Annotated in this window: 35 protein-coding genes; 34 read left to right on the top strand and 1 reads right to left on the bottom strand. The window is 68.1% G+C overall.

Features of this window, described 5'->3' with window-relative positions; genetic code table 11:
• The first annotated feature begins 95 nt into the window (after positions 1-95).
• The 34 genes from tuf (at position 96) to truA (ending at position 20,657) form a co-directional block, all read left to right on the top strand.
• Entirely contained in the window at positions 96-1,289 is a 1,194-nt protein-coding gene (gene tuf, locus AWQ68_RS02270) for an elongation factor Tu (protein ID WP_066933649.1), read from the top strand.
• Between the two features lie 248 nt (positions 1,290-1,537).
• Positions 1,538-1,846, top strand: coding sequence for a 30S ribosomal protein S10 (rpsJ, locus tag AWQ68_RS02265; protein WP_012887830.1), 309 nt, complete (start codon positions 1,538-1,540; stop codon positions 1,844-1,846).
• Positions 1,847-1,860: 14 nt separating this feature from the next.
• Positions 1,861-2,514 carry a 50S ribosomal protein L3 gene (gene rplC / locus AWQ68_RS02260; RefSeq protein WP_066933646.1) on the top strand — a complete coding sequence of 218 codons (654 nt, stop codon included), beginning with the start codon at positions 1,861-1,863 and terminating at the stop codon, positions 2,512-2,514.
• Complete coding sequence (gene rplD / locus AWQ68_RS02255; RefSeq protein ID WP_066933643.1) at positions 2,511-3,158, top strand: 50S ribosomal protein L4; 648 nt, start codon at positions 2,511-2,513, stop codon at positions 3,156-3,158. The genes rplC and rplD overlap by 4 nt, the downstream gene beginning before the upstream one ends.
• Positions 3,158-3,460, top strand: a complete 303-nt coding sequence (gene rplW / locus AWQ68_RS02250) for a 50S ribosomal protein L23 (protein WP_061253218.1) — start codon at positions 3,158-3,160, stop codon at positions 3,458-3,460. The genes rplD and rplW overlap by 1 nt, the downstream gene beginning before the upstream one ends.
• A 142-nt stretch (positions 3,461-3,602) precedes the next feature.
• Positions 3,603-4,439 (top strand): 50S ribosomal protein L2, encoded by an 837-nt coding sequence (rplB, locus tag AWQ68_RS02245; RefSeq protein ID WP_066933640.1) that lies wholly within the window; start codon positions 3,603-3,605, stop codon positions 4,437-4,439.
• Between the two features lie 11 nt (positions 4,440-4,450).
• Positions 4,451-4,729 carry a 30S ribosomal protein S19 gene (rpsS, locus tag AWQ68_RS02240; protein ID WP_066933637.1) on the top strand — a complete coding sequence of 93 codons (279 nt, stop codon included), beginning with the start codon at positions 4,451-4,453 and terminating at the stop codon, positions 4,727-4,729.
• Between the two features lie 32 nt (positions 4,730-4,761).
• Positions 4,762-5,115, top strand: a complete 354-nt coding sequence (gene rplV, locus AWQ68_RS02235; RefSeq protein ID WP_061253220.1) for a 50S ribosomal protein L22 — start codon at positions 4,762-4,764, stop codon at positions 5,113-5,115.
• Positions 5,115-5,963, top strand: coding sequence for a 30S ribosomal protein S3 (rpsC, locus tag AWQ68_RS02230; protein WP_066933634.1), 849 nt, complete (start codon positions 5,115-5,117; stop codon positions 5,961-5,963). Before rplV ends, rpsC begins: the two co-directional genes overlap by 1 nt.
• Before the next feature lie 2 nt (positions 5,964-5,965).
• A complete protein-coding gene (rplP, locus tag AWQ68_RS02225; protein WP_066933631.1) occupies positions 5,966-6,385 on the top strand; it encodes a 50S ribosomal protein L16 in 420 nt (139 codons plus the stop codon).
• On the top strand, positions 6,385-6,621 hold the full coding sequence (rpmC, locus tag AWQ68_RS02220; protein WP_066934247.1) for a 50S ribosomal protein L29: 237 nt from the start codon (positions 6,385-6,387) through the stop codon (positions 6,619-6,621). The genes rplP and rpmC overlap by 1 nt, the downstream gene beginning before the upstream one ends.
• Positions 6,614-6,889 carry a 30S ribosomal protein S17 gene (gene rpsQ, locus AWQ68_RS02215; protein WP_066933628.1) on the top strand — a complete coding sequence of 92 codons (276 nt, stop codon included), beginning with the start codon at positions 6,614-6,616 and terminating at the stop codon, positions 6,887-6,889. Before rpmC ends, rpsQ begins: the two co-directional genes overlap by 8 nt.
• A gap of 343 nt (positions 6,890-7,232) precedes the next feature.
• Positions 7,233-7,601 (top strand): 50S ribosomal protein L14, encoded by a 369-nt coding sequence (gene rplN / locus AWQ68_RS02210; protein WP_066933625.1) that lies wholly within the window; start codon positions 7,233-7,235, stop codon positions 7,599-7,601.
• Between the two features lie 9 nt (positions 7,602-7,610).
• Positions 7,611-7,901 carry a 50S ribosomal protein L24 gene (gene rplX / locus AWQ68_RS02205; RefSeq protein ID WP_245655719.1) on the top strand — a complete coding sequence of 97 codons (291 nt, stop codon included), beginning with the start codon at positions 7,611-7,613 and terminating at the stop codon, positions 7,899-7,901.
• On the top strand, positions 7,901-8,470 hold the full coding sequence (rplE, locus tag AWQ68_RS02200) for a 50S ribosomal protein L5 (RefSeq protein ID WP_066933621.1): 570 nt from the start codon (positions 7,901-7,903) through the stop codon (positions 8,468-8,470). The genes rplX and rplE overlap by 1 nt, the downstream gene beginning before the upstream one ends.
• A gap of 2 nt (positions 8,471-8,472) precedes the next feature.
• Positions 8,473-8,658 carry a type Z 30S ribosomal protein S14 gene (locus tag AWQ68_RS02195; RefSeq protein ID WP_061253226.1) on the top strand — a complete coding sequence of 62 codons (186 nt, stop codon included), beginning with the start codon at positions 8,473-8,475 and terminating at the stop codon, positions 8,656-8,658.
• A gap of 162 nt (positions 8,659-8,820) precedes the next feature.
• On the top strand, positions 8,821-9,219 hold the full coding sequence (gene rpsH / locus AWQ68_RS02190) for a 30S ribosomal protein S8 (RefSeq protein WP_066933619.1): 399 nt from the start codon (positions 8,821-8,823) through the stop codon (positions 9,217-9,219).
• Between the two features lie 18 nt (positions 9,220-9,237).
• Positions 9,238-9,780, top strand: a complete 543-nt coding sequence (rplF, locus tag AWQ68_RS02185) for a 50S ribosomal protein L6 (RefSeq protein WP_066933616.1) — start codon at positions 9,238-9,240, stop codon at positions 9,778-9,780.
• Between the two features lie 2 nt (positions 9,781-9,782).
• Entirely contained in the window at positions 9,783-10,160 is a 378-nt protein-coding gene (gene rplR / locus AWQ68_RS02180; RefSeq protein ID WP_066933613.1) for a 50S ribosomal protein L18, read from the top strand.
• A gap of 70 nt (positions 10,161-10,230) precedes the next feature.
• Positions 10,231-10,863, top strand: coding sequence for a 30S ribosomal protein S5 (gene rpsE, locus AWQ68_RS02175; protein ID WP_066933610.1), 633 nt, complete (start codon positions 10,231-10,233; stop codon positions 10,861-10,863).
• A gap of 3 nt (positions 10,864-10,866) precedes the next feature.
• A complete protein-coding gene (gene rpmD / locus AWQ68_RS02170) occupies positions 10,867-11,049 on the top strand; it encodes a 50S ribosomal protein L30 (RefSeq protein ID WP_020542293.1) in 183 nt (60 codons plus the stop codon).
• Positions 11,050-11,051: 2 nt separating this feature from the next.
• The gene (gene rplO / locus AWQ68_RS02165; RefSeq protein WP_066933607.1) at positions 11,052-11,507 is read left to right on the top strand and encodes a 50S ribosomal protein L15; all 456 of its coding nucleotides are present in this window, start codon (positions 11,052-11,054) and stop codon (positions 11,505-11,507) included.
• Positions 11,508-11,674: 167 nt separating this feature from the next.
• Positions 11,675-12,982 carry a preprotein translocase subunit SecY gene (gene secY, locus AWQ68_RS02160; RefSeq protein ID WP_066933604.1) on the top strand — a complete coding sequence of 436 codons (1,308 nt, stop codon included), beginning with the start codon at positions 11,675-11,677 and terminating at the stop codon, positions 12,980-12,982.
• Positions 12,982-13,635: an adenylate kinase gene (locus tag AWQ68_RS02155; protein ID WP_066933601.1), complete on the top strand. Its 654-nt coding sequence runs from the start codon at positions 12,982-12,984 to the stop codon at positions 13,633-13,635. The genes secY and AWQ68_RS02155 overlap by 1 nt, the downstream gene beginning before the upstream one ends.
• Before the next feature lie 114 nt (positions 13,636-13,749).
• Positions 13,750-14,577 carry a type I methionyl aminopeptidase gene (gene map, locus AWQ68_RS02150; RefSeq protein WP_066933599.1) on the top strand — a complete coding sequence of 276 codons (828 nt, stop codon included), beginning with the start codon at positions 13,750-13,752 and terminating at the stop codon, positions 14,575-14,577.
• A gap of 92 nt (positions 14,578-14,669) precedes the next feature.
• The gene (locus tag AWQ68_RS02145) at positions 14,670-15,083 is read left to right on the top strand and encodes a DUF1707 SHOCT-like domain-containing protein (protein WP_245655708.1); all 414 of its coding nucleotides are present in this window, start codon (positions 14,670-14,672) and stop codon (positions 15,081-15,083) included.
• A 423-nt stretch (positions 15,084-15,506) separates the two neighbouring features.
• The gene (gene infA, locus AWQ68_RS02140; protein ID WP_012887858.1) at positions 15,507-15,728 is read left to right on the top strand and encodes a translation initiation factor IF-1; all 222 of its coding nucleotides are present in this window, start codon (positions 15,507-15,509) and stop codon (positions 15,726-15,728) included.
• A gap of 48 nt (positions 15,729-15,776) precedes the next feature.
• Positions 15,777-15,890, top strand: a complete 114-nt coding sequence (rpmJ, locus tag AWQ68_RS02135) for a 50S ribosomal protein L36 (protein ID WP_003956441.1) — start codon at positions 15,777-15,779, stop codon at positions 15,888-15,890.
• A 388-nt stretch (positions 15,891-16,278) separates the two neighbouring features.
• Positions 16,279-16,659, top strand: coding sequence for a 30S ribosomal protein S13 (gene rpsM, locus AWQ68_RS02130; protein ID WP_066933597.1), 381 nt, complete (start codon positions 16,279-16,281; stop codon positions 16,657-16,659).
• 34 nt (positions 16,660-16,693) lie between these two features.
• Positions 16,694-17,098: a 30S ribosomal protein S11 gene (gene rpsK / locus AWQ68_RS02125; protein WP_020542285.1), complete on the top strand. Its 405-nt coding sequence runs from the start codon at positions 16,694-16,696 to the stop codon at positions 17,096-17,098.
• Between the two features lie 20 nt (positions 17,099-17,118).
• Positions 17,119-17,745, top strand: coding sequence for a 30S ribosomal protein S4 (gene rpsD / locus AWQ68_RS02120; RefSeq protein WP_066933594.1), 627 nt, complete (start codon positions 17,119-17,121; stop codon positions 17,743-17,745).
• Between the two features lie 197 nt (positions 17,746-17,942).
• Complete coding sequence (locus AWQ68_RS02115) at positions 17,943-18,959, top strand: DNA-directed RNA polymerase subunit alpha (protein WP_061253237.1); 1,017 nt, start codon at positions 17,943-17,945, stop codon at positions 18,957-18,959.
• Positions 18,960-19,148: 189 nt separating this feature from the next.
• Positions 19,149-19,643, top strand: coding sequence for a 50S ribosomal protein L17 (gene rplQ / locus AWQ68_RS02110; protein ID WP_066933591.1), 495 nt, complete (start codon positions 19,149-19,151; stop codon positions 19,641-19,643).
• Between the two features lie 108 nt (positions 19,644-19,751).
• Positions 19,752-20,657: a tRNA pseudouridine(38-40) synthase TruA gene (gene truA / locus AWQ68_RS02105; RefSeq protein ID WP_066933589.1), complete on the top strand. Its 906-nt coding sequence runs from the start codon at positions 19,752-19,754 to the stop codon at positions 20,655-20,657.
• Here truA and AWQ68_RS02100 read toward each other — a convergent pair.
• The gene (locus AWQ68_RS02100) at positions 20,647-23,196 is read right to left on the bottom strand and encodes a hypothetical protein (RefSeq protein WP_066933586.1); all 2,550 of its coding nucleotides are present in this window, start codon (positions 23,194-23,196) and stop codon (positions 20,647-20,649) included. The two genes, truA and AWQ68_RS02100, sit on opposite strands and share 11 nt — an antisense overlap.
• Positions 23,197-23,248 lie beyond the last annotated feature (52 nt).

The raw sequence follows: 23,248 nt of genomic DNA, 5'->3' as shown, positions 1-23,248 counted from the left end.
CGTCCCTGTGCGCGGGGCGTGCTCGTCACGCCCCGTCGTACAGAGCCTGAGTTAGAAGACGAAAGTCAAGTCAGAATCTCTAAGGAGACAGACCAGTGGCCAAGGCCAAGTTCGAGCGGACCAAGCCGCACGTGAACATCGGCACCATTGGGCACATCGACCACGGCAAGACCACTCTGACCGCGGCGATTACCAAGGTGCTTCACGACCGTTTCCCGCACCTCAACGAGGCGACCCCGTTCGACAAGATCGACAAGGCGCCCGAGGAGAAGGCCCGCGGCATCACCATCTCCATCGCTCACGTCGAGTACCAGACCGAGAAGCGCCACTACGCTCACGTGGACTGCCCCGGTCACGCCGACTACGTGAAGAACATGATCACCGGTGCGGCGCAGATGGACGGCGCGATCCTCGTGGTCGCCGCCACCGACGGCCCGATGCCGCAGACCAAGGAGCACGTCCTCCTGGCTCGCCAGGTCGGCGTTCCCTACATCGTCGTCGCCCTGAACAAGGCTGACATGGTCGACGACGAGGAGATCCTGGAGCTCGTCGAGCTCGAGGTCCGCGAGCTGCTCTCCGCCCAGGAGTTCCCGGGCGACGACCTGCCGGTCGTTCGCGTCTCGGCGCTGAAGGCGCTCGAGGGCGACGAGAAGTGGGGCGACGCGATCGTCGAGCTCATGACCGCCGTGGACGACAACGTTCCCGAGCCGACCCGTGACACCGACAAGCCGTTCCTGATGCCGATCGAGGACGTGTTCTCGATCACCGGTCGCGGCACCGTCGTCACCGGCCGTATCGAGCGCGGCATCATCAAGGTCAACGAGACCGTCGACATCATCGGCATCCGCGAGAAGAGCACCACGACCACCGTCACCGGTGTCGAGATGTTCCGCAAGCTGCTCGACGAGGGCCAGGCCGGTGACAACGTCGGTCTGCTCCTGCGCGGCATCAAGCGTGAGGACGTCGAGCGCGGCCAGTGCATCATCAAGCCGGGCACCACGACCCCGCACACCGAGTTCGAGGCTCAGGTCTACATCCTGTCCAAGGACGAGGGCGGCCGCCACACGCCGTTCTTCAACAACTACCGTCCGCAGTTCTACTTCCGGACCACTGACGTGACCGGTGTCGTGAACCTGCCGGAGGGCACCGAGATGGTCATGCCCGGTGACAACACCGAGATGAGCGTCCAGCTCATCCAGCCGATCGCGATGGAGGATGGCCTCAAGTTCGCGATCCGCGAGGGTGGCCGCACCGTCGGCGCCGGCCGCGTGACGAAGATCATCAAGTAGTACGATCGCGGGGCGGCGGTCGGGCCCGCACCAGGGCCTGACCGCCGATCCACGAGGGGAGCCTCCGGCTCCTCACCCCACGGAAGACCTGACCGTGATCTCGCAGCCGTTTCGGCGAAATGTGACCGAAACGACTGCCGGATCACGGAAGAACGGACCTGTTCCGGACTGTCTGTTACGTGGGACTACCAGCGGCAGTAGGCCGCACGAAGCTTAATAGGACGACAGCGAAGGACACCGAGGCCATTATGGCGGGACAGAAGATCCGCATCCGGCTTAAGGCGTATGACCACGAGGTCATCGACAGCTCGGCCAAGAAGATCGTCGAGACGGTGACGCGGACCGGCGCCAAGGTCGCTGGCCCGGTGCCGCTGCCGACCGAGAAGAACGTGTACTGCGTCATCCGGTCGCCGCACAAGTACAAGGACAGCCGCGAGCACTTTGAGATGCGTACGCACAAGCGGCTGATTGACATCATCGACCCGACGCCGAAGACCGTCGACTCGCTCATGCGTCTCGACCTCCCTGCCGGCGTTGACATCTCGATCAAGCTCTGAGGGAACGCACTGACATGGCTAAGCAGATCAAGGGCGTCCTGGGCAAGAAGCTCGGCATGACCCAGGTCTTCGATGAGGCGAACCGGATCGTCCCGGTTACCGTGGTCGAGGCCGGTCCGTGCGTGGTGACCCGGGTTCGCACGCCGGAGAAGGACGGCTACTCCGCCATCCAGCTCGGTTACGGCCAGATCGACCCGCGCAAGGTCAACAAGCCGCTCGGCGACTACCTGCGCAAGCACGACATCACGCCGCGCCGGTACTTCGTCGAGGTTCGCACCGAGGACGCGTCCGAGTACGCGGTCGGCCAGGAGGTCCTGGCGGACGCGTTCGAGGCCGGGCAGCACGTCGACGTGACGGGCAAGAGCAAGGGCAAGGGCTTCACCGGCGTCATGAAGCGTCACGGCTTCGGCGGTCTGGGCGCCTCGCACGGTACCCAGCGCAAGCACCGCTCGCCGGGCTCCATCGGCGGCTGCGCCACCCCGGGCCGCGTCTTCAAGGGCCTGCGCATGGCCGGTCGTTCGGGTAACGCCCGCACCACCGTCCAGAGCCTGAAGGTCCACGCCGTGGACGCCGAGAAGAACCTCATCCTGATCAAGGGTGCGATTCCCGGCGCCAACGGCAGCCTGGTCCTGATTCGCACCGCTGCCAAGAAGGGGGCTGCGAAGTGACGAGCATTGACGTCCTCGACGCCAGCGGTGCCAAGACGGGCACCGTCGACCTGCCGGAGGAGATCTTCGGCGCCAAGGTCAACATCCCGCTGATCCACCAGGTCGTCGTCGCCCAGCTCGCCGCTCGTCGGCAGGGCACCCACGCGACCAAGACCCGTGGTGACGTCCGCGGTGGCGGCAAGAAGCCGTACCGCCAGAAGGGCACCGGCCGCGCCCGCCAGGGCTCGACCCGCGCCCCGCAGTTCGCCGGCGGTGGCACCGTCCACGGCCCGCAGCCGCGGTCCTACGACCAGCGGACGCCCAAGAAGATGAAGACCGCCGCTCTCCTCGGCGCTCTCTCCGACCGGGCGAGCGGTGGCCGCGTGCACGTCGTGAGCGCTCTGGTCACGGGTGACACGCCCAAGACCAAGGCCGCTCTCGAGGCGCTCCGCAAGATCACGCAGGCTCGCAGCGTCCTCGTCGTCGTCGACGAGAACGACGAGCTGACCTGGCTCAGCCTGCGCAACGCGCCCGAGGTCCACCTGCTGGACGCCGGGCAGCTCAACACCTACGACGTTCTGTGCTACGACGACGTGGTCTTCACTCAGGAGGCCTACGAGCAGGTCGTGGCTCGGCTCGCGAAGAGCGGGAAGGAAGAGGCCTGATGGAGAAGATCGCCGACCCGCGCGACATCATCCTCAAGCCGATCGTCTCCGAGAAGAGCTACGGCCTGATCGATGAGCACAACAAGTACACGTTCCTGGTGCGCAAGGGTGCCAACAAGACGCAGGTGAAGATCGCCGTCGAGCAGATCTTCGGCGTCAAGGTCACCAGCGTGAACACGATCAACCGCCAGGGCAAGCGCAAGCGGACCCGGACGGGATTCGGCCAGCGCCCCGACACCAAGCGCGCGATTGTGAGCCTGGCCGAGGGCGACCGGATCGACATCTTCGGCCAGATCGGCTGAGGGTCCGCCGCGTAAGGGAAGGGTGCCCTGCCGTACCAGCTGAGGTTCGGCACCGGGCACCCGACCCACGTAGTTAGCACCGGGGGGACCGCCGTGAGGCGGACTCCGACCGGTATGAACCGACGAAGGATGAACGAAAAAGATGGGCATCCGTAAGTACAAGCCGACGACGCCGGGTCGGCGCGGCGCGAGTGTCTCGGACTTCGCCGAGATCACGCGCAGCACGCCCGAGAAGTCGCTGCTTGCTCCCCTGCACAGCAAGGGCGGCCGTAACGTCCACGGCCGGGTCACCGCCCGGCACCAGGGCGGCGGGCACAAGCGCGCCTACCGGATCATCGACTTCCGCCGCCACGACAAGGACGGGATCCCGGCCAAGGTCGCGCACATCGAGTACGACCCGAACCGGACCTCCCGGATCGCGCTGCTCCACTACGCCGACGGCGAGAAGCGCTACATTCTCGCGCCGACCGGCCTCAAGCAGGGTGACCGCATCGAGAACGGCCCTGGCGCCGACATCAAGCCGGGCAACTGCCTGCCCCTGCGCAACATCCCGACGGGTACCTTCATCCACGCGGTGGAGCTCCGTCCGGGCGGTGGCGCGAAGCTCGGCCGCAGCGCCGGCGCGCAGATCCAGCTCCTGGCGAAGGAGGGCGCGTACGCCACGCTGCGTATGCCGTCCGGTGAAATGCGCCAGGTCGACGTCCGCTGCCGGGCCAGCGTCGGTCAGGTGGGCAACGCCGAGCAGGCCAACATCAACATCGGTAAGGCCGGCCGTAACCGTTGGAAGGGCAAGCGCCCCACGGTTCGCGGTGTCGCCATGAACCCGGTCGACCATCCGCATGGTGGTGGTGAGGGTAAGACGTCCGGCGGTCGTCACCCGGTGAACCCGAAGGGCAAGCCCGAGGGCCGCACCCGACAGGCGAACAAGGCCAGCGACCGGCTGATCATCCGTCGTCGGAGCAAGAGGAAGAAGCGGTAGGAGCAGCCGAAATGCCACGTAGCCTTAAGAAGGGTCCCTTCGTGGACGACCACCTTACGAAGAAGGTGGACGCCCAGAACGAGAAGGGCACCAAGAACGTCATCAAGACGTGGTCGCGGCGCTCCATGATCGTGCCCGACATGCTGGGTCACACGATCGCCGTGCACGACGGCCGCAAGCACGTCCCGGTGTTCATCACCGAGTCGATGATCGGTCACAAGCTCGGAGAGTTCGCTCCTACGCGGACGTTCCGCAGCCACGTCAAGGAAGACCGCCGCAGCCGGCGGTAAGCGCCTTCAAGCAAGCATTAGAGGAGACAGCGATGGAAGCCAGGGCACAGGCGCGGTATGCGCGCCACACGCCCCGGAAGGCCCGCCGTGTGGTGGACCTCATTCGCGGGCTGCCCGCTTCGGAGGCGCAGGCCGTGCTGCAGTTCGCTCCCCAGGCGGCGAGCGAGACCGTGTACAAGGTGCTCTCGAGCGCGATCGCGAACGCTGAGCACAACTTCAAGCTCGACCGTGAGACGCTCTTCGTGAGCCGCGCGTGGGTCGACGAGGGACCGACGCTGAAGCGGTTCCGGCCGCGTGCCCAGGGTCGTGCCTATCGGATCAACAAGCGGACCAGCCACATCACCGTGATTGTGGAGTCCCGCGAGCCGAAGGGAAGGACCCGCTAGTGGGCCAGAAGGTTAACCCGCACGGGTTCCGCCTCGGCATCACGACCGACTTCAAGAGCCGGTGGTACGCCGACAAGCTCTACAAGTCGTACGTCGCCGAGGACGTTGCGATCCGTCGCATGCTGCAGAAGGGCATGGAGCGGGCCGGCATCTCCAAGGTCGAGATCGAGCGCACCACGGACCGCGTCCAGGTCGACATCCACACCGCCCGGCCGGGCATCGTCATCGGCCGCCGCGGCGCCGAGGCCGACCGCATCCGTGGCGACCTGGAGAAGCTGACCAAGAAGCAGGTCCAGCTGAACATCCTCGAGGTGAAGAACCCCGAGATCGACGCGCAGCTCGTCGCGCAGGGCGTGGCCGAGCAGCTCTCCAGCCGCGTCTCGTTCCGCCGGGCCATGCGCAAGGCCATGCAGTCCGCCATGAAGAGCGGCGCCAAGGGCATCCGGGTGCAGTGCTCCGGTCGTCTGGGCGGCGCCGAGATGTCCCGCTCGGAGTTCTACCGCGAGGGCCGCGTGCCCCTGCACACGCTCCGCGCCGACATCGACTACGGCTTCTACGAGGCCCGCACCACCTTCGGCCGCATCGGCGTGAAGGTGTGGATCTACAAGGGTGAGGCCCCGACCAGTCGCGCCGAGCGCGAGGCCGCCGCGGCCGGTGCCCGTGCGGGCCAGCGCCGTGAGCGCGACGACCGTCGTGGTGGAGCCGGTGACCGTCCGCGTCGTGGCGGCGGCGACCGTCCGCGTCGTGGCGCCGGTGGCCGTGGCGACCGCGCCCCCAGAACCGAGGCTGCCGCACAGGCCGCCCCTGAGACCGGCCCGGCGGAGCAGCCGGGTGCCGAAGGGAGCTGACCATGCTGATCCCGCGCAGGGTCAAGCACCGTAAGCAGCACCGGCCCGACCGCAGCGGCGCCGCCAAGGGCGGCACCAGGGTCGTGTTCGGCGAGTTCGGCATCCAGGCGCTTGAGCACTCCTACGTGACCAACCGCCAGATCGAGTCGGCTCGTATCGCCATGACCCGGCACATCCGCCGTGGCGGCAAGGTGTGGATCAACATCTACCCGGACCGTCCCCTCACCAAGAAGCCGGCCGAGACCCGCATGGGTTCCGGTAAGGGTTCGCCGGAGTGGTGGATCGCCAATGTCAAGCCCGGTCGCGTCATGTTCGAGCTCTCGGGTGTCGCCGAGCCGGTGGCCCGTGAGGCCCTGCGGCGCGCGATGCACAAGCTCCCCATGAAGTGCCGGTTCGTTAAGCGTGAAGTGGGTGAGGCGTGATGGCTAAGGGCCTGACCGCCGGTGAGCTGCGTGTGGAGGACCAGGAGGCTCTGGTCCAGAAGCTGAAGGAAGCCAAGGAGGAGCTGTTCAACCTCCGCTTCCAGGCGGCGACCGGACAGTTGGAGAGCCACGGGCGGCTGCGCGCCGTCCGCCGCGAGATCGCCCGTATCTACACCGTGATGCGTGAGCGCGAGCTCGGCATCGTCACGGTCGAGAAGGAGTCGAGCGATGGCTGAGACAACCGAGAAGACGGTGCGGAACTACCGCAAGACCCGTGAGGGTCTCGTGGTGAGCGACAAGATGGACAAGACCGTCGTCGTCGCCGTCGAGGACCGCGTGAAGCACCCCCTGTACGGCAAGGTCATCCGCCGTACGACCAAGTACAAGGCGCACGACGAGCAGAACACCTGCGGAGTCGGCGACCGCGTTCTCCTGATGGAGACCCGGCCGATGTCCGCCAGCAAGCGCTGGCGGGTCGTGGAGATCCTCGAGAAGGCCAAGTAAGCCAGGGAGGGACGGCGGGCCCGTTCCCGGGGCGGTCGGCGAGAGCCGTACCGGCCGGGAAAGGCCCCCGGACCACCCGCACAGAACGCGCCTCGTGGGGGGTGGGAGACCGCCCCCCATGACGGTGTCCAAGGGGTCGGGCCCAGACGGGCCCGGTCCGCCTGCGGCGGCGGTGCGCCGGAGGGGCGACCGAGCCGGGCACGGCCGGACGGCGTAAGCCGTGCGGCACGGTGCGCGGTGAGGTGGACCCGACCGGACGGCTGTCGCCGGGGGAACAAGACCACATCAGGTTCCGCCAGGCTCGCCTCCCAGGTGAGAACCGGCGCGACAAACAGGAGTTGACGTGATCCAGCAGGAGTCGCGACTCAAGGTCGCCGACAACACGGGTGCCAAGGAGATCCTCTGCATCCGGGTGCTCGGCGGCTCGGGCCGGCGCTACGCGGGCATCGGCGACATCATCGTTGCGACGGTGAAGGATGCCATTCCCGGCGGCGGCGTGAAGAAGGGCGACGTTGTCAAGGCTGTCGTGGTGCGCACCGCCAAGGAGCGCCGCCGCCCCGATGGCTCCTACATCCGCTTCGACGAGAACGCCGCGGTCATCATCAAGGACAGCGGTGACCCCCGGGGCACGCGTATCTTCGGCCCCGTCGGCCGGGAGCTGCGCGACAAGAAGTTCATGCGCATCATCTCGCTCGCTCCGGAGGTGTTGTAGATGTCGAAGCTGCATGTGAAGAAGGGTGACCTCGTCCAGGTCATCGCCGGCAAGGACAAGGGTGCCAAGGGCCGCGTCATCGCCGCGCTCCCGCGCGAGGACCGCGTGGTGGTCGAGGGTGTCAACCTGGTCAAGAAGCACTCCAAGGTGACCCACCAGGGCCCGCGTGGCGCCAAGGAAGGCGGCGTGCAGACCATGGAGGCTCCCATCCACGTGAGCAACGTCAAGAAGCTCAAGGATGACGAGAAGCCCGAGAAGAAGGCCGACGAGAAGGCCGACAAGACGGGTGAGGACAACTGATGACCGCCACGACTGAAGAGCGCACGATCCCGCGTCTCAAGCAGCGCTACCGCGAGGAGATCATCGCGAAGCTGCGCGAGGAGTTCGGCATCGAGAACATCATGCTGGTGCCCACGATCACCAAGATCAAGGTGAACATGGGTGTCGGCGAGGCCGCTCGCGACTCCAAGCTGATCGAGGGCGCCGTCCGCGACCTCACCGTGATCACCGGTCAGAAGCCCGCCGTGGCCCGCGCCCGCAAGTCCATCGCGCAGTTCAAGCTGCGTGAGGGCATGCCGATCGGCGCCCACGTGACGCTGCGCGGCGACCGCATGTGGGAGTTCCTTGACCGGCTGCTGTCGCTGGCCCTCCCGCGTATTCGGGACTTCCGCGGCCTCTCGCCGAAGCAGTTCGACGGCAACGGCAACTACACCTTCGGGCTCACCGAGCAGGTCATGTTCCACGAGGTCGACCAGGACAAGGTCGACCGGCAGCGGGGCATGGACATCACGGTCGTGACCACCGCAACGAACGACGACCAGGGCCGGGCGCTGCTGAAGCTCCTCGGATTCCCGTTCAAGGAGGCCTGATCATGGCGAAGACGTCGCTTAAGGTCAAGGCAGCGCGCAAGGCGAAGTTCGAGGTCCGGGCGTACACTCGGTGCTCGCGCTGCGGCCGTCCCCGCGCTGTGTACCGCAAGTTCGGGCTCTGCCGCGTGTGCTTCCGCGAGATGGCGCACCGGGGCGAGCTGCCCGGCATCACCAAGTCGAGCTGGTAGTCCCGTCGCGGGGCCGATACCGTGGCCCCGCGCGGCGCCCGCCGCATCCAGAAGTCATATCAACCGGACGCCTCCAGGCGTCCACGACCGCACCGTAGGTCCACCGCGTGTCTGGTGACACGGACGAACAGGTGGAAACCACGGTGAGGAAGGCCACCGGCCATGACGATGACCGACCCGATCGCAGACATGTTGACGCGTCTGCGTAACGCGAACTCGGCCTATCACGACACCGTGACCATGCCGTACTCGAAGATCAAGGCGCACATCGCCGAGATCCTCCAGCAGGAGGGCTACATCCAGGCCTGGAGCGTCGAGGACGCCAAGGTCGGCAAGAACCTCGTGGTGGAGCTGAAGTTCGGGCCGAGCCGTGAGCGTTCGCTCGCGGGCCTGCGCCGGGTATCCAAGCCCGGTCTGCGGGTCTATGCAAAGAAGGACAACCTGCCCCGCGTCCTGGGCGGCTTGGGCGTCGCGATCATTTCGACGTCCGGCGGCCTCATGACCGACAAGCAGGCCGGCAAGCGTGGAGTGGGCGGGGAAGTCCTCGCCTACGTCTGGTAACGAGGGGAGGAATCCAGCATGTCGAGAATCGGACGGCTGCCCATCCCCGTACCGAGTGGTGTTGACATCACCATCAACGGCCGGGATGTCCAGGTCAAGGGCCCGAAGGGCACGCTCTCTCACACGGTCGCAGAGCCCATCGAGGTGGCTCGGGCCGAGGACGGCAACATCGCCGTCACCCGTCCCAACGACGAGAACCGGGTCCGTGCGCTGCACGGCCTGTCCCGCACGCTGATCGCCAACATGGTGGCCGGCGTGACGCAGGGCTACAGCAAGACGCTCGAGATCGTCGGTGTCGGTTACCGCGTCCAGGCCAAGGGCCCGACGCAGCTGGAGTTCTCTCTCGGCTTCAGCCACCCGGTGATCGTGGACGCCCCTGAGGGTGTCTCCTTCCGCGTCGAGAAGCCGACCCTGTTCCACGTGGACGGCATCGACAAGCAGAAGGTCGGCGAGGTCGCCGCGAACATCCGTAAGTTGCGCAAGCCCGACCCCTACAAGGGCAAGGGTGTGCGCTACCAGGGCGAAGTTATCCGCCGCAAGGTCGGAAAGGCTGGTAAGTAGCGATGACCGCGAAGTACGGCAAGCACACCGCCGCTCGCGCCGTTTCGCGAGCCCGCCGTCACATCCGTGTCCGCAAGAACCTCTTCGGCACGCAGGAGCGCCCGCGCCTGGTCGTCAACCGCTCTGCCCGGCACCTGTTCGTGCAGATCGTCGACGACACCCAGGGCCACACGCTGGTGAGCGCGTCCACCATGGACCCCACGCTGCGCCACGCTGAGGGTGACAAGACCGACAAGGCGAAGAAGGTCGGCGAGCTTCTCGCTCAGCGGGCCAAGACCGCCGGGATCACCGCCGTCGTCTTCGACCGCGGTGGCAACCGTTACGCGGGACGCATCGCGGCCCTCGCGGACAGCGCCCGCGAAAGCGGGCTGGAGTTCTGATGACTCCGTTCCGAGGGTGCGAGATGCACCGAATGGCCCGTCTGATGAGCAATGAGAAGAGGAACCACTGATGGCTGCAGCTCCGCGTCGCGGCGCCGGCGGCGGTGGCGAGCGGCGGGACCGTCGTGACGATCGCCGCGGTGGCGCCGCCGACAAGGGCGTCTCGTACATCGAGCGCGTCGTAAAGATCAACCGAGTGGCCAAGGTCGTCAAGGGTGGTCGGCGCTTCAGCTTCACCGCGCTGGTCATCGTCGGCGACGGCAACGGCCTGGTCGGTGTCGGATACGGCAAGGCCAAGGAGGTGCCCGCGGCGATCGCCAAGGGTGTCGAAGAGGCCAAGAAGCACTTCTTCAAGGTGCCGCGCATCCTGGGCACCATCCCGCACACCGTGCAGGGCGAGGACGCCGCCGGCGTCGTCCTCCTGCGTCCGGCTTCGCCCGGTACCGGTGTCATCGCGGGTGGTCCGGTGCGCGCCGTCCTGGAGTGCGCCGGCATCCACGATGTCCTGTCCAAGTCGCTCGGCTCGGACAACCCGATCAACATCGTGCACGCCACGGTGGCGGCTCTGAAGGGCCTCAGCCGGCCCGAGGAGATCGCGGCCCGTCGTGGCCTGCCGATCGAGGACGTCGCTCCCAAGGCGATGCTGAAGGCGCGGGCCGAGGGCCTCGCCGAGGCCGCCGCGGCAGCGAAGGCGGTGAGCTAGTCCATGGCGCGTCTGAAGATCACCCAGGTCCGCTCCAAGATCGGTGGCAAGCAGAACCAGCGTGACTCGCTGCGCTCGCTGGGCCTGAAGCGAATCGGCGATGTCGTCGTCAAGGAGGACCGCCCGGAGATCCGGGGCATGGTCGCCGTGGTGACGCACCTCGTCGAGGTGGAAGAGGTCGACTAGTCATGCCTGAGAACGCTCCGCTCAAGCTCCACGACCTGCGCCCGGCTCCCGGTGCCAACAAGGCCAAGATCCGCAAGGGTCGTGGCGAGGCGTCCAAGGGGAAGACCGCCGGTCGCGGTACGAAGGGCACCAAGTCGCGTACGACCGTCCCGCTCGGCTTCGAGGGTGGCCAGATCCCGCTCCAGCGGCGGCTGCCGAAGCTGAAGGGCTTCTCGAACGCGCTGTTCAAGACGACCTACCAGGTCGTCAACCTGGACAAGCTCGGCGAGCTGTACCCCGAGGGTGGCGAGGTCACCGTCGAGGGTCTGGTCGCGAAGGGCGCGGTCCGCAAGAACCAGCTCGTCAAGGTGCTGGGAACCGGTGAGATCTCTGTGGCGTTGAACGTGAAGGTGCACGCCTTCTCTGCTTCGGCCAAGGAGAAGATCACTGCGGCCGGTGGCTCGGTTTCCGAGCTTTAGGCACGTAATGCGAGGCGCGGAGGTTCGTTATGAGCCTCCGCGCCCGTAGTGCGTTAGAGTTCGCTGAACGCGGGCTCTGTCCCGTCGATCACTCGCAAATAGACATCCCGATGCACGCCTTCGCGTCATCGCCGACCTTTACGCGTCACAGGCGCGCAGGAGGTACCGTGCTATCCGCGATTACTCGGGCATTCCGGACGCCTGACCTGCGCAAGAAGCTGCTCTTCACATTGGGCATCATCGCGCTGTTCCGGCTCGGCTCGGTGCTGCCGACCCCGGGTGTCAACTCCGAGAACGTCGCCAAAGCTCTGCAGCAAGCGCAGGCGGGCGACAGCGGCAACATCTACGGGATGGTCCAGCTGTTCAGCGGTGGCGCGCTGCTGAAACTTTCAGTGTTCGCCCTGGGCATCATGCCGTACATCACGGCGAGCATCATCCTGCAGCTGCTGACCGTCGTTATTCCCCGCCTCGAGGCCCTGAAGAAGGAAGGCCAGGCGGGTACCGCGAAGATCACGCAGTACACGCGATATCTGACCATCGGTCTCGCCATCCTCCAGTCGACGGCTTTCGTCGCACTGGCGCGCTCGGGACAGCTCTTCCCGAACAACAATCTGCCGATCCTCCTGAACGAGGACATCTTCACGCTGGTCACCATGGTGATCACGATGACCGCGGGCACCGCGGTGATCATGTGGCTGGGCGAGCTCGTGACCGACCGCGGTATCGGGAACGGCATGTCGATCCTGATCTTCACGCAGGTCGTCGCGGTCTTCCCGTCCGAGCTGATGAACATCTTCCGGCAGAGCGCGTTCAAGTTCGTCATGGTGATGATCGTCGGCATCGTGATGATCGCCGTGGTCGTCTTCATCGAGCAGGCGCAGCGCCGCGTCCCGGTGCAGTACGCGAAGCGCATGGTGGGCCGCCGCATGTACGGCGGGACCTCCACCTACATCCCGCTCAAGGTGAACCAGGCCGGCATCATCCCGGTCATCTTCGCCTCGTCGCTGCTGTACCTGCCCCAGCTGCTGGTCACCATCTTCGGGCGGAAAGAGAACCCCGGCCCGATCGTCGAATGGCTGGCCCAGAACCTGGTGACGGGCGACCACCCCGTCTACATGGTCACGTTCTTCGCGCTGATCCTCTTCTTCACCTACTTCTACGTGTCCATTACCTTCAACCCCGTTGAAGTCGCCGACAACATGAAGAAGTACGGTGGGTTCATCCCGGGCATCCGTCCGGGCCGGCCGACCGCTGAGTACCTCAACTACGTGCTCACGCGGCTCACGGCCGCCGGTGCGCCGTATCTGGGTGTCATCTCGCTGATCCCGATCCTCGCGCTGGCGGTGGTCGGTGCGAGCCAGAACTTCCCGTTCGGAGGGACCAGCATTCTCATCATGGTTGGTGTCGGCCTGGACACGGTCAAGCAGATCGAGAGCCAGCTTCAGCAGCGTAACTACGAGGGCTTCCTGAGATAGTGCGCGTCGTCTTGGTCGGGCCCCCCGGAGCGGGCAAGGGGACGCAGGCCCAGTTCATCGCATCGCATCTGTCGATCCCGAAAATCTCGACAGGTGACATCTTCCGCGCCAACGTCTCCGGTGGCACGGAACTCGGCAAGCTTGCCAAGGGGTACATGGACCGCGGCGACCTCGTCCCCGACGAGGTGACGGTCGCCATGGTCCGCGATCGGCTGAGCGAGGAGGACGCGCAGCAGGGCTTCCTGCTGGACGGCTTCCCGCGCAACGTGCCGCAGGCGCAGATCTTGCAGAAGATGCTGGCCGAGTTCGGCACCGGACTGGACATCGTTCTGGAGCTGGTCGTCGACGACGAGGAGGTCGTACGACGCCTCGCCGGCCGGCGTACCTGCCGCCAGTGCGGCAAGGTGTGGCACGTCGACTTCGACCCCCCTTCGGTGGCGGGCGTCTGCGACGCGTGCGGCGGCGAGCTGTTCCAGCGTGACGACGACCGCGAGGAGACCATCAGGCGGCGCCTGGAGGTCTACCAGGAGCAGACGTCCCCGTTGATCAACTTCTATTCGGACGAGGGGATCCTCGTACGGGTGGACGCGACCGGACCGGTCGACGAGATCACCCGACGGGCGCTGGCGGCGTTGCGCACGTCCCCTAACTGACGCTCTCCCTTTCGGACGCCATCCCATATGTGGGATGGCGTCCGGCGCTTTAGGGCAGAATCGGGGGAATTGGCCTGATAGTCCGGCCGTTAGAACACCCCAGGGGGTGCCAGAGTGTTCAAGAAGAACAAGCACGGAATCCAGGTGAAGACGCCTGAGCAGCTGGAGAAGATGCGGGCGGCCGGTCTGGTCGTCGGCAAGACGCTCGAGCTGCTGCGCTCGTCGGTCGAACCCGGCCTGACTCCGCTCGACCTGGACGTCATCGCGGAGAAGGCGATCAGGGACGCGGGTGCGATTCCGTCGTTCAAGGGCTACCAGGGCTTCCCCGCGACCATCTGCGCCTCGGTGAACGACGAGGTCGTCCACGGCATCCCCACCGACCGGCGCAAGCTGCGCGAGGGTGACATCATCTCCATCGACTGCGGGGCGATCCTGGACGGCTGGCACGGCGACTCCGCGATCACCGTCGCGGTCGGCGAGGTCGATCCCGCGCTGACCGAGCTGATGCGGGTGACCGAGGAGGCCATGTGGCGCGGCATCGCCGCGCTCCGCGTCGGCGGCCACCTGTCGGACATCGGCTTCCAGGTGGAGAAGTACGTGCGTTCCCAGGGCCGCTACGGCATCCCGCAGGAGTACGGCGGGCACGGCATCGGGACCGAGATGCACATGGACCCGTGGGTCGCCAACCACGGCCGCCCCGGGAGGGGCCCGCGCTTCGAGCCGGGCATGTGCTTCGCGATCGAGCCCATGGTCAACCTCGGCACCGACCGCACCCGGGTCCTGGCCGACGACTGGACGGTCGTCACTGTGGACGGCAAGGCGTCGGCCCACTTCGAACACAGCGTCGCGGTGACGGAGAACGGCCCCCTGGTGCTCACCGCGATCGACGGCGGAGCGTCCCGCTTCGGCGAGCCCGTCGCGGGTTCCGGCGGACAGGCCTGATTTCCCTGAGCCCCCTTCGCCCGCTCGTGCCACATAATGGGGCTAACCATGCGGAGCGGCGGGAGTAGATGGTGATGGCGGCAACTCCGGATATGCGAGCCTCCGACGGCGACCGTGATCGGGTCGCCGCCGCGTTGCGGGAGCACGTCGCCGAGGGCAGGTTGACCGTCGACGAGTTCAACGATCGGTTGGCGCAGGTCTACGCGAGCAAGACGTACGGCGAGCTGTCCAAGCTGACGGTGGACCTGCCGGACATCGACCTCCACCGGCTCCCCGCGACGGCCTCCGCCCAGGCGCGTCAGCGGCCCGCCCGCAGCCGCCAGACGGGGCTCAAGGCCGCCTGGGCCGCCTGGGCGACCGCGAGCGCGATCAACTGGGTCATCTGGCTCATCGTCGTCGTCACGTCGGTCCACTGGGTCTATCCGTGGCCGTTGTGGGTGATGGGGCCGTGGGGCGCCATCCTGCTGGCCGGCACGCTCTTCGGGAAGGAACAGCGCCGGCCGTGACCCGGGCGGTGCGCCGTCCCGTACGCGGGACGGGCGCGCTCTTTACCCGCCACGTGTGATCACGACGGCGGCCTCGGGGTAGGTGGTCTACGACAGCCGGCCGGCTCGATCCCGCCGCGTCCGCCTCACCGGGCGATCGGCGGCCCCGGAACGGCGGGCAGAGCGAGTGAACCCGCCCCGTCCCCATCGCGTACGGCGGTGCGTGACGAGACGGTGATCTGGGGTAGCCTGGCTGCTGGTATGGAGACGCCGCAGCCCGTTTCGCATTTCTGGGCGGGTTGCCGTACACTCCTTTGTCGGCTCACTATGACCTTTTGCGCGGTAGGTGGCCTTGCTGGCCGCCGCTCTCTGGAAGCGCGATGAAGGTCGCGGCTGCGTAGTGATCCGAAGCCTCAGACGACCGATCAGTGAAACGCGAGGGACATGGCCAAGAAAGACGGCGCCATCGAGATCGAGGGCACTGTGGTTGAGTCGCTCCCGAACGCGATGTTCCGGGTGCAGCTCGACAACGGCCATAAGGTCCTGGCCCACATCAGCGGACGAATGCGGATGCACTACATCCGGATTCTTCCGGACGACCGGGTGGTCGTGGAACTGAGCCCCTACGACCTGAGTCGCGGGCGGATCGTCTACCGATACAAGTAAGCCCCCCTCCACAACAGGGCGGGCCGTCTGAGGAACGAACTAGGGACTATGAAGGTCAAGCCGAGCGTCAAGAAGATCTGCGACAAGTGCAAGGTGATCCGCCGGCACGGTCGCGTCATGGTGATCTGCGACAACCTGCGCCACAAGCAGCGCCAGGGCTAAGGCGAGGAAGCCGAGCCGGGCACGGTGCGGTCCGCGAAAGCGGACCGAGTGCGTACGAGGCGAGGCGGACTCGACCAGTCCGGACGAGAGGAAGCCGAGCCGGGGCATCCGGTGGCTCGCCGAAGGCGGGCCGCGAAGGGGCAGAGGCAAGGCGGGCTCGTCCAGGGTCGCAGAGAAGGTCCCCATGAGAGTCCGCTCAAGTAGCGGACTCGAGCCATGTGGGACCAGTGAAAAGTAATCGCGCGTCACACCCGTGAAGGCGGCGTTCCCAGGAGGAACGCCGGACCACATGGGAGACCCCCGGTCGGAGGCCGGGGCCCTCACCCCGGGCATGGGGAGGGGAAGTGAGGCGTAGGACCTCCGCCACCACGAAGGAGAATGCCCGACCATGGCTCGCCTGGTTGGCGTCGACCTCCCCCGCGACAAGCGGCTGGAGATCGCTCTCACCTACATTTTCGGAATCGGCCGCACTCGCGCCCAGGAGATCCTGGAGGCGACGGGCATCAGCCCGGACCTGCGCGTCCACCAGCTCAGCGATGCCGAGCTCGTGCCGATGCGTGACTACATCGAGGCGAACTTCAAGATCGAGGGTGACCTCCGTCGCGAGGTTCAGGCCGATATCCGCCGCAAGATCGAGATCGGCTGCTACCAGGGCATCCGGCACCGCAAGGGTCTGCCGGTCCACGGTCAGCGGACGCAGACGAACGCGCGTACCCGCAAGGGCAAGAAGAAGACCGTGGCCGGCAAGAAGAAGCCGGGCAAGAAGTAGTCCTAGCAGCCACATTCCAGGAGATAGCGCTTAAATGCCGCCGAAGAGCCGCCAGGGCGCACCGAAGAAGGTGCGCCGCAAGGAGAAGAAGAACGTCGCTCATGGGCACGCCCACATCAAGAGCACGTTCAACAACACGATCGTTTCGATCACCGACCCGAACGGGAACGTGATCTCCTGGGCCAGCGCCGGCCACGTCGGGTTCAAGGGCTCCCGTAAGTCCACCCCGTTCGCCGCGCAGATGGCCGCTGAGAACGCCGCCCGCCGCGCCATGGAGCACGGCATGCGCAAGGTCGACGTCTTCGTCAAGGGCCCCGGCTCCGGCCGTGAGACCGCGATCCGCTCGCTGCAGGCGACCGGGCTCGAGGTCGGGTCCATCCAGGACGTGACTCCGGTCCCGCACAACGGTTGCCGTCCGCCGAAGCGCCGCCGCGTCTGAGCTCCAGGAGATAGAGAGAAATGGCTCGTTACACGGGTGCGGACTGCAAGCTCTGCCGCCGGGAGAAGACCAAGCTCTTCCTCAAGGGCAAGAAGTGCGAGTCCGCGAAGTGCCCCATCGAGATCCGTCCTTACCCGCCGGGTGAGCACGGCCGCGGCCGTCCGAAGGAGTCGGAGTACCAGCTCCAGCTTCGTGAGAAGCAGAAGACCCGCCGCATCTACGGCGTCCTCGAGAAGCAGTTCCGCAACTACTACGAGGAAGCCAACCGCAAGGCCGGCAAGACCGGTGAGAACCTCCTCCAGATCCTGGAGAGCCGTCTCGACAACGTGGTCTACCGCGCCGGTTTCGCCGAGTCGCGCGACGCCGCCCGCCAGCAGGTGCGCCACGGGCACATCCTGGTGAACGGCAAGAAGGTCGACATCCCGTCGTACCGCGTTCGCGAGCACGACATCATCGAGGTCCGCGAGAAGTCGCGGAACCTGCTGCCGTACGAGGTGGCCCGCGCCACCGCCGGTGACAAGACCGTCCCGGCGTGGCTGGGTGTCACCCCGGACAGCATGCGCATCCTCGTGCACCAGCTCCCGGTCCGCCAGCAGATCGACACGCTGGTCCAGGAGCAGCTCATCGTCGAGCTCTACTCCAAGTAAGAGCTCCCGAGCGACGACGATGGCCGTACGGCTCGCCTGGTGCGGGCCGTGCGGCATCATGGTTGTAGGCGAGTGGCGTCAAATAGCGGGCGCCGCCGTACAGGGAGAGGAAACCGGTCCAGGCACGGCCGGGTCGCGAGCAGCGACCGGCGGTGGGGGACGCGGCGGAATCGTCCCGGAAACAGGGGAGATCCCACATGCTCATCGCACAGCGCCCGAGCCTCCTGGAGGAGTCGCTCGAGGAGCACCGGTCCAAGTTCGTCATCGAGCCGCTGGAGCCGGGCTTCGGTTACACCATCGGCAACTCGCTGCGGCGCACGCTGCTGTCCTCCATCCCGGGGGCGGCGGTCACCAGCATCCGCATCGAGGGCGTGCTGCACGAGTTCTCGACCGTGCCCGGGGTCAAGGAAGACGTCACCGACATCATCCTCAACCTCAAGTCGCTGGTCGTCTCGTCCGAGCACGACGAGCCGGTCGTGATGTACCTGCGCAAGCAGGGTCCGGGTGAGGTCACCGCCGCCGACATCGCGCCGCCGGCCGGTGTCGAGGTGCACAACCCCGACCTGCACATCGCCACGCTGAACGGCAAGGCGAAGCTGGAGATGGAGCTGACCGTCGAGCGCGGTCGCGGCTACGTCTCCGCGGCCCAGAACAAGCAGCCGGGCCAGGAGATCGGCCGGATTCCGATCGACTCCATCTACTCCCCGGTCCTCAAGGTCACCTACAAGGTCGAGGCCACCCGTGTCGAGCAGCGCACGGACTTCGACCGGCTGATCCTGGACGTCGAGACCAAGCCGTCGATGAAGCCGCGCGACGCGGTCGCCTCGGCGGGTAAGACCCTCGTCGAGCTGTTCGGTCTCGCGCGCGAGCTGAACGTCGAGGCCGAGGGCATCGACATCGGCCCGTCGCCGACCGACGCCGCCCTGGCCGCGGACCTGGCGCTGCCGATCGAGGAGCTGAACCTCACGGTTCGTTCGTACAACTGCCTCAAGCGCGAGGGCATCCACACCGTGGGTGAGCTCGTCGCCCGCAGTGAGCAGGACCTGCTCGACATCCGCAACTTCGGCGCCAAGTCGATCGAAGAGGTCAAGCAGAAGCTGCACGAGATGGGCCTCGCCCTCAAGGACTCCCCGCCCGGATTCGACCCCAGCGCGGTCGCCGGCGGCGGGTACGACGACGAGGACGGCGGCTTCATCGAGACCGAGCAGTACTAGATCGTGTCTCGGCCGTTCCGGTGCCGAGGCGGTGGGCACACACCGCCGCCGCGGCGCCGGGAGGCAGCCCGGCCATCCGGGTGAAGCGGCGGAACCACAGATTTGCCGAAGGCGGGCTCTCCGGAGCCCGCCGCCCCGACTCCGGTACCTGACACGGCCGGAGCGGGTTGTCTCTCAAGGAGAAATGAAATGCCCAAGCCCACCAAGGGCGCCCGTCTCGGCGGCAGCCCGGCGCACGAGCGGCTGATCCTGGCGAACCTCGCCACCCAGCTGTTCCAGCACGGCCGGATCCGCACCACCGAGGCCAAGGCCAAGCGTCTCCGCCCGCTCGCGGAGAAGCTGATCACCAAGGCGAAGAAGGGCGACATGCACAACCGTCGCCAGGTGCTGACCGTCGTCCGTGACAAGGGCGTCGTGCACCACCTCTTCACCGAGATCGCGCCGACGTTCGCCGAGCGTCCCGGTGGCTACACGCGCATCACCAAGCTCGGCCCGCGTAAGGGCGACGCCGCTCCCATGGCGGTCATCGAGCTGGTCACCGAGCAGCTGAACCCGGTCACGGTCACGCGTCCGGCCGCTGCCGCCGAGGCCCCGGCCCCGGCCGAGGAGGTCGTCGAGACCCCGGCCGCCGAGGTCGCCGAGACCGAGGCCACGGCTGACGAGGCCAAGAAGGACGAGGCCTGATCAAGGGCCTGTGCTGATCAAAGGCCTGTGAGCGGGTCCAGCGTTCCCTGCGGGTTCGCTGGGCCCGCTCTTCGTTTGGGTACGGTCGCCGCAGTGCCGTACGGGAGGATGGACGTGGACCGCGAAGTTCGGCTGAGGCTCGATCTGGGCTATGACGGCACCGACTTCTCCGGCTGGGCCCGCCAGCCGGAGCGGCGGACCGTCCAGGGTGAGCTGGAAGGCGCGCTGGGCCGCATCCTCCGGATGGACCCGGCCCCTCAGCTGACCGTGGCCGGCCGTACGGACGCCGGGGTGCACGCGCGCGGACAGGTGGCGCATGTGGACCTTCCGCTCTCGCGGCTCGCGGTGGCCGACACCGCGCGGGCCCGGCAGCGGGACCCCGAGACCGACCCCGAGGACGCCTGGCGGGCGGAGGGCGCTCATTGGCTCGCTGCGCTCACGAGAAGGCTGGCCGGGGTTCTCTCCCAGGATGTGCGTGTTTATACCGTCTCGGTGGCTCCTGAGGGGTTTGACGCCCGGTTCTCCGCTCTCTTCCGGCGGTACGTCTACCGCGTGTGCGACGCTCCTGGCGGGACCGATCCGCTGCGGCGGCGGGAGGTGCTGTGGCACAACCGGCCGCTGGACGTCGATCTCCTCAACGCCGCCGCCCAACGCCTGATCGGCGAGCATGACTTCGCCGCGTTCTGCCGCAAGCGTGAGGGCGCCACGACGATCCGCGAGTTGCAGCGGCTCGACTGGATGCGGGGCGAGGACGGCATCATCCAGGCGACCGTGATCGCGGACGCGTTCTGCCATTCCATGGTCCGGGCGTTGGTGGGCTCGCTGCTCGCGGTGGGCGAGGGCAGGCAGCCCGTCGAGTGGCCCGGGCAGGTGCTGGTCCGCGCCGTACGCGAATCGGGGGTCCACGTGGCCCCGGCGCATGGGCTGACCCTGGAGGAAGTCGGTTATCCGGTGGGCGAGGAGCTGGCCCGGCGCGCCGCGGCGACGCGCCGGGTGCGCACGCTCAGTCCTTGACGCGCTTGCCGATCACCTCGGCCGTGTGGTCGCGGAAGGCGCCGCTGACCGGGCCGAGGTCCTGCTCCTTGGCGCTCGGCGTGTGGCCGTCGGCGTAGGTCGCGTAGCTGAACACGATGTAGCGGCCCCACACCATGCCCGCGGCGTACCCGCCGGAGATCGCCACCCGCTCGGCACCGCTGCCGGGGTCGCCGTTGAGCCCGCGGAACCAGAGGTTGCCGCTCAGGTTCTTGGTCCGGTCGACCGCGAGCGCCGCCTCCTTGCTCGGCAGCACCGCGATGCCGGTGGTCACGGCGTAGCGTTGCTTCGCGTCCACGTAGGTCGCCCTGAGGACCCGGCGGCACTCCCGCTGCTTGAGCGCTTCGGCGAAGGCCCCGGCCGCCGCCTGGTCACAGCTGTCGGTGACGTTGACCTTGACCCGCTTGAAGCTGCGCCCGGCGAGGGTGATCCGGGTGTCGGGGAAGGTCCCGGTCAGGGTGAGCTTGCCCGGATCGGTCTCCTCCGAGTCGACGGGCGCCCCCGTGTTGACGCTCGTGCCGGTGCTCGCGCTCGCGGTCGTGCTCGGCTCCGCCGCGGGTGCGGTGGCCGCGGGCGCGGCGGTGTTCGCCGCAGCGCCGCCAGGGGCCGCGGAGTCCTCCGGCCCCCCGGTGTACGCGAGATAGGCGGCGGCGCCGATGGCGACCACCACGACACCCGTGCCCGCGCCGAGCAGGATGCGCTTGCCGCCGCCGGAACGCTTCGCGGGCGCCGTCGCCGGGGGGGCGACCGGGACGGGGAGGCCGCTGGGCTGGGGCGGGTGCCCGGGCGCGAGCAGGACCTGGCCCTGCGCCGCGCCGGACGGCATCGGCTGCGTCGCCGTCCCGGACGGTGACGGCACAGCCGCCGCGCCGGACGGTGACGGGACGGCTGCCGCGCCGGCGTGGAAGGCCGCCGCGCGGTGATCCGTACGGTCCGGGGGCAGGTCGACGGCCATTTCCCGGCGTGCTACGGGGCGCGCGGGGGCGAGGCCGCCAGGAGAACCCGGTGCGCCGTCGGCGTCCGCTCCGGTGGGGACCTCGGAGACCGCTTCAGCGCGGTCGTCGGCCACGTCGTCCCCGGCCGGACCAGCCGGCGCGGCGGGGGCGGGCGAGTCGGCCGGGGGCCATGCCGTAGGCGCGGGGGCGTCGGGCGCGGCGGCGGCCTCGCCCGGAAGCCGGGGCGGCCACACGGGGACGTCGCCGGGCTCCGCGGGGATCCTCGGCCGGGAGTGCTCCTCCAGCGCCGCCGGCGCTTTGAGCGGGACGGTCGGCCCCTGTTCGCCGGTGGCGGGCGACGCCTGCTCGGGGCCATCCGCCTCCGGCTCGGCGGCGGCTTCGGGCTCGTGGTCCGGCTCGTGGTCCGAGACGGGTAGCGGACGGTCGTACGGAGCCGCTTCCCCTTCCGCCGGCCTGCGGGCTTCGGCGGTGTCCAGTGACGCCGCGTCGGTGTCGTCCGGGACGGCGTCCTCGTCGGGATGCGTCGTCCATTCCGACTCGGCGCGCGGCAGCGGGGACGTCGGCTCCGCGCGGGAAGCGGACGCCTCTCCCACGTGATCCTGGGGACCCCGCGTGGCCTCCTCGCGCCGGGGGGCGGCGTCCGGGCCCTCGGGAGCGCGTACGGGCTCGGGCTCTGCCTGCTCGGCGGTGTGGGCCGCTTCGGCGGGCGAACCGCCGGGGTGATCCGCCGGGGCGTCGTCGGCCATGTCCTGCCGTGCCGCCGGCCATGTCGCGGTGGCCGCCGTCGCCTCGGACCGGTCGTCCTCGGCGGATTCGGCGGATTCGACGCCGGTGGCGGGCTCCGCGGGCCTGTCGCGCTCCACGGTGGCAGCGGCCGGCTCGTGGTGGTGGGCCGGTCCCGCGCCGCGCTCCGCGGTCGCGGGCGCCGCAGGCTCCCCGGCCCGGTCGGAGCCCTCAGGAGCGGAACCACCGCGCCCGGAGTCCTCGGGGCGTCCGGCATCCGAGGGAGCGGCCACGGGCACCGGGTGCGGCGTGGTCGGCGGTGCGTACGGTGCGGTCGGGGGCGCGTACGGGGCAGTGGGAGGCTCGGCGGGGCCGGCGCTCTCCGAGTCGGGGCGACCCTGACCGCTGGGCGGCACCCATGGCTTGGTGACGTCGATGGCGGGGAAGTCGATGGTCTCGTACTGGTCGCCCTCGGAGATCTCCCGGAACGTCCTGCGCGGGCTGTCGGCCTGCTGAGCGTCGCCCTGCGCGGGGGAGGCGGGCGTGCCGAAGGCGGCCGGCGGGCGGCGCGGAGCGTCTGCCGAGGCGGGAGCCTGATCGTCGGGGGAGGCGACCGGCTCGGGACGCTCCGACCCCTGAGCGGCGCTCGGCGAGTCCTGGGGCGACGACGCCTCGCCCGCCGGCTGGTCGGGGCGGGCGAACCAGTCGTAGCCCGACGACTCCTCGCCGGGGACGTCGGGCGATATCTCGTCGGGGTGGCCGAAGCTCGGCGGTGGCACAGCGGGTGCCGTCGAGCCGTCGGCGCCGTGTTCGTGCTCGGAAACGGGATCCTGGCCACGCATATGCGGAAGCGTATCGGCGCAGACGAGATCATCGTGCCGCTATGGGTGTTCG

Source organism: Microtetraspora fusca (assembly GCF_001570365.1).
Taxonomy (GTDB): Bacteria; Actinomycetota; Actinomycetes; order Streptosporangiales; family Streptosporangiaceae; genus Microtetraspora; species Microtetraspora fusca.
Note: the sequence above shows the minus strand (reverse complement) of the source record. Positions and strands in the feature narration are given on the sequence as shown.

Coding starts and splice junctions, on each gene's coding strand:
- rpsJ (WP_012887830.1), top strand. CDS start 1,538: ATGGCGGGACAGAAGATCCGCATCCGGCTTAAGGCGTATGACCACGAG.
- rplC (WP_066933646.1), top strand. CDS start 1,861: ATGGCTAAGCAGATCAAGGGCGTCCTGGGCAAGAAGCTCGGCATGACC.
- rplW (WP_061253218.1), top strand. CDS start 3,158: ATGGAGAAGATCGCCGACCCGCGCGACATCATCCTCAAGCCGATCGTC.
- rplB (WP_066933640.1), top strand. CDS start 3,603: ATGGGCATCCGTAAGTACAAGCCGACGACGCCGGGTCGGCGCGGCGCG.
- rpsS (WP_066933637.1), top strand. CDS start 4,451: ATGCCACGTAGCCTTAAGAAGGGTCCCTTCGTGGACGACCACCTTACG.
- rplV (WP_061253220.1), top strand. CDS start 4,762: ATGGAAGCCAGGGCACAGGCGCGGTATGCGCGCCACACGCCCCGGAAG.
- rplP (WP_066933631.1), top strand. CDS start 5,966: ATGCTGATCCCGCGCAGGGTCAAGCACCGTAAGCAGCACCGGCCCGAC.
- rpmC (WP_066934247.1), top strand. CDS start 6,385: ATGGCTAAGGGCCTGACCGCCGGTGAGCTGCGTGTGGAGGACCAGGAG.
- rpsQ (WP_066933628.1), top strand. CDS start 6,614: ATGGCTGAGACAACCGAGAAGACGGTGCGGAACTACCGCAAGACCCGT.
- rplE (WP_066933621.1), top strand. CDS start 7,901: ATGACCGCCACGACTGAAGAGCGCACGATCCCGCGTCTCAAGCAGCGC.
- AWQ68_RS02195 (WP_061253226.1), top strand. CDS start 8,473: ATGGCGAAGACGTCGCTTAAGGTCAAGGCAGCGCGCAAGGCGAAGTTC.
- rpsH (WP_066933619.1), top strand. CDS start 8,821: ATGACGATGACCGACCCGATCGCAGACATGTTGACGCGTCTGCGTAAC.
- rplF (WP_066933616.1), top strand. CDS start 9,238: ATGTCGAGAATCGGACGGCTGCCCATCCCCGTACCGAGTGGTGTTGAC.
- rplR (WP_066933613.1), top strand. CDS start 9,783: ATGACCGCGAAGTACGGCAAGCACACCGCCGCTCGCGCCGTTTCGCGA.
- rpsE (WP_066933610.1), top strand. CDS start 10,231: ATGGCTGCAGCTCCGCGTCGCGGCGCCGGCGGCGGTGGCGAGCGGCGG.
- rpmD (WP_020542293.1), top strand. CDS start 10,867: ATGGCGCGTCTGAAGATCACCCAGGTCCGCTCCAAGATCGGTGGCAAG.
- rplO (WP_066933607.1), top strand. CDS start 11,052: ATGCCTGAGAACGCTCCGCTCAAGCTCCACGACCTGCGCCCGGCTCCC.
- AWQ68_RS02145 (WP_245655708.1), top strand. CDS start 14,670: ATGCGAGCCTCCGACGGCGACCGTGATCGGGTCGCCGCCGCGTTGCGG.
- infA (WP_012887858.1), top strand. CDS start 15,507: ATGGCCAAGAAAGACGGCGCCATCGAGATCGAGGGCACTGTGGTTGAG.
- rpmJ (WP_003956441.1), top strand. CDS start 15,777: ATGAAGGTCAAGCCGAGCGTCAAGAAGATCTGCGACAAGTGCAAGGTG.
- rpsM (WP_066933597.1), top strand. CDS start 16,279: ATGGCTCGCCTGGTTGGCGTCGACCTCCCCCGCGACAAGCGGCTGGAG.
- rpsK (WP_020542285.1), top strand. CDS start 16,694: ATGCCGCCGAAGAGCCGCCAGGGCGCACCGAAGAAGGTGCGCCGCAAG.
- rpsD (WP_066933594.1), top strand. CDS start 17,119: ATGGCTCGTTACACGGGTGCGGACTGCAAGCTCTGCCGCCGGGAGAAG.
- AWQ68_RS02115 (WP_061253237.1), top strand. CDS start 17,943: ATGCTCATCGCACAGCGCCCGAGCCTCCTGGAGGAGTCGCTCGAGGAG.
- rplQ (WP_066933591.1), top strand. CDS start 19,149: ATGCCCAAGCCCACCAAGGGCGCCCGTCTCGGCGGCAGCCCGGCGCAC.
- truA (WP_066933589.1), top strand. CDS start 19,752: ATGGACGTGGACCGCGAAGTTCGGCTGAGGCTCGATCTGGGCTATGAC.
- AWQ68_RS02100 (WP_066933586.1), bottom strand. CDS start 23,196: ATGCGTGGCCAGGATCCCGTTTCCGAGCACGAACACGGCGCCGACGGC.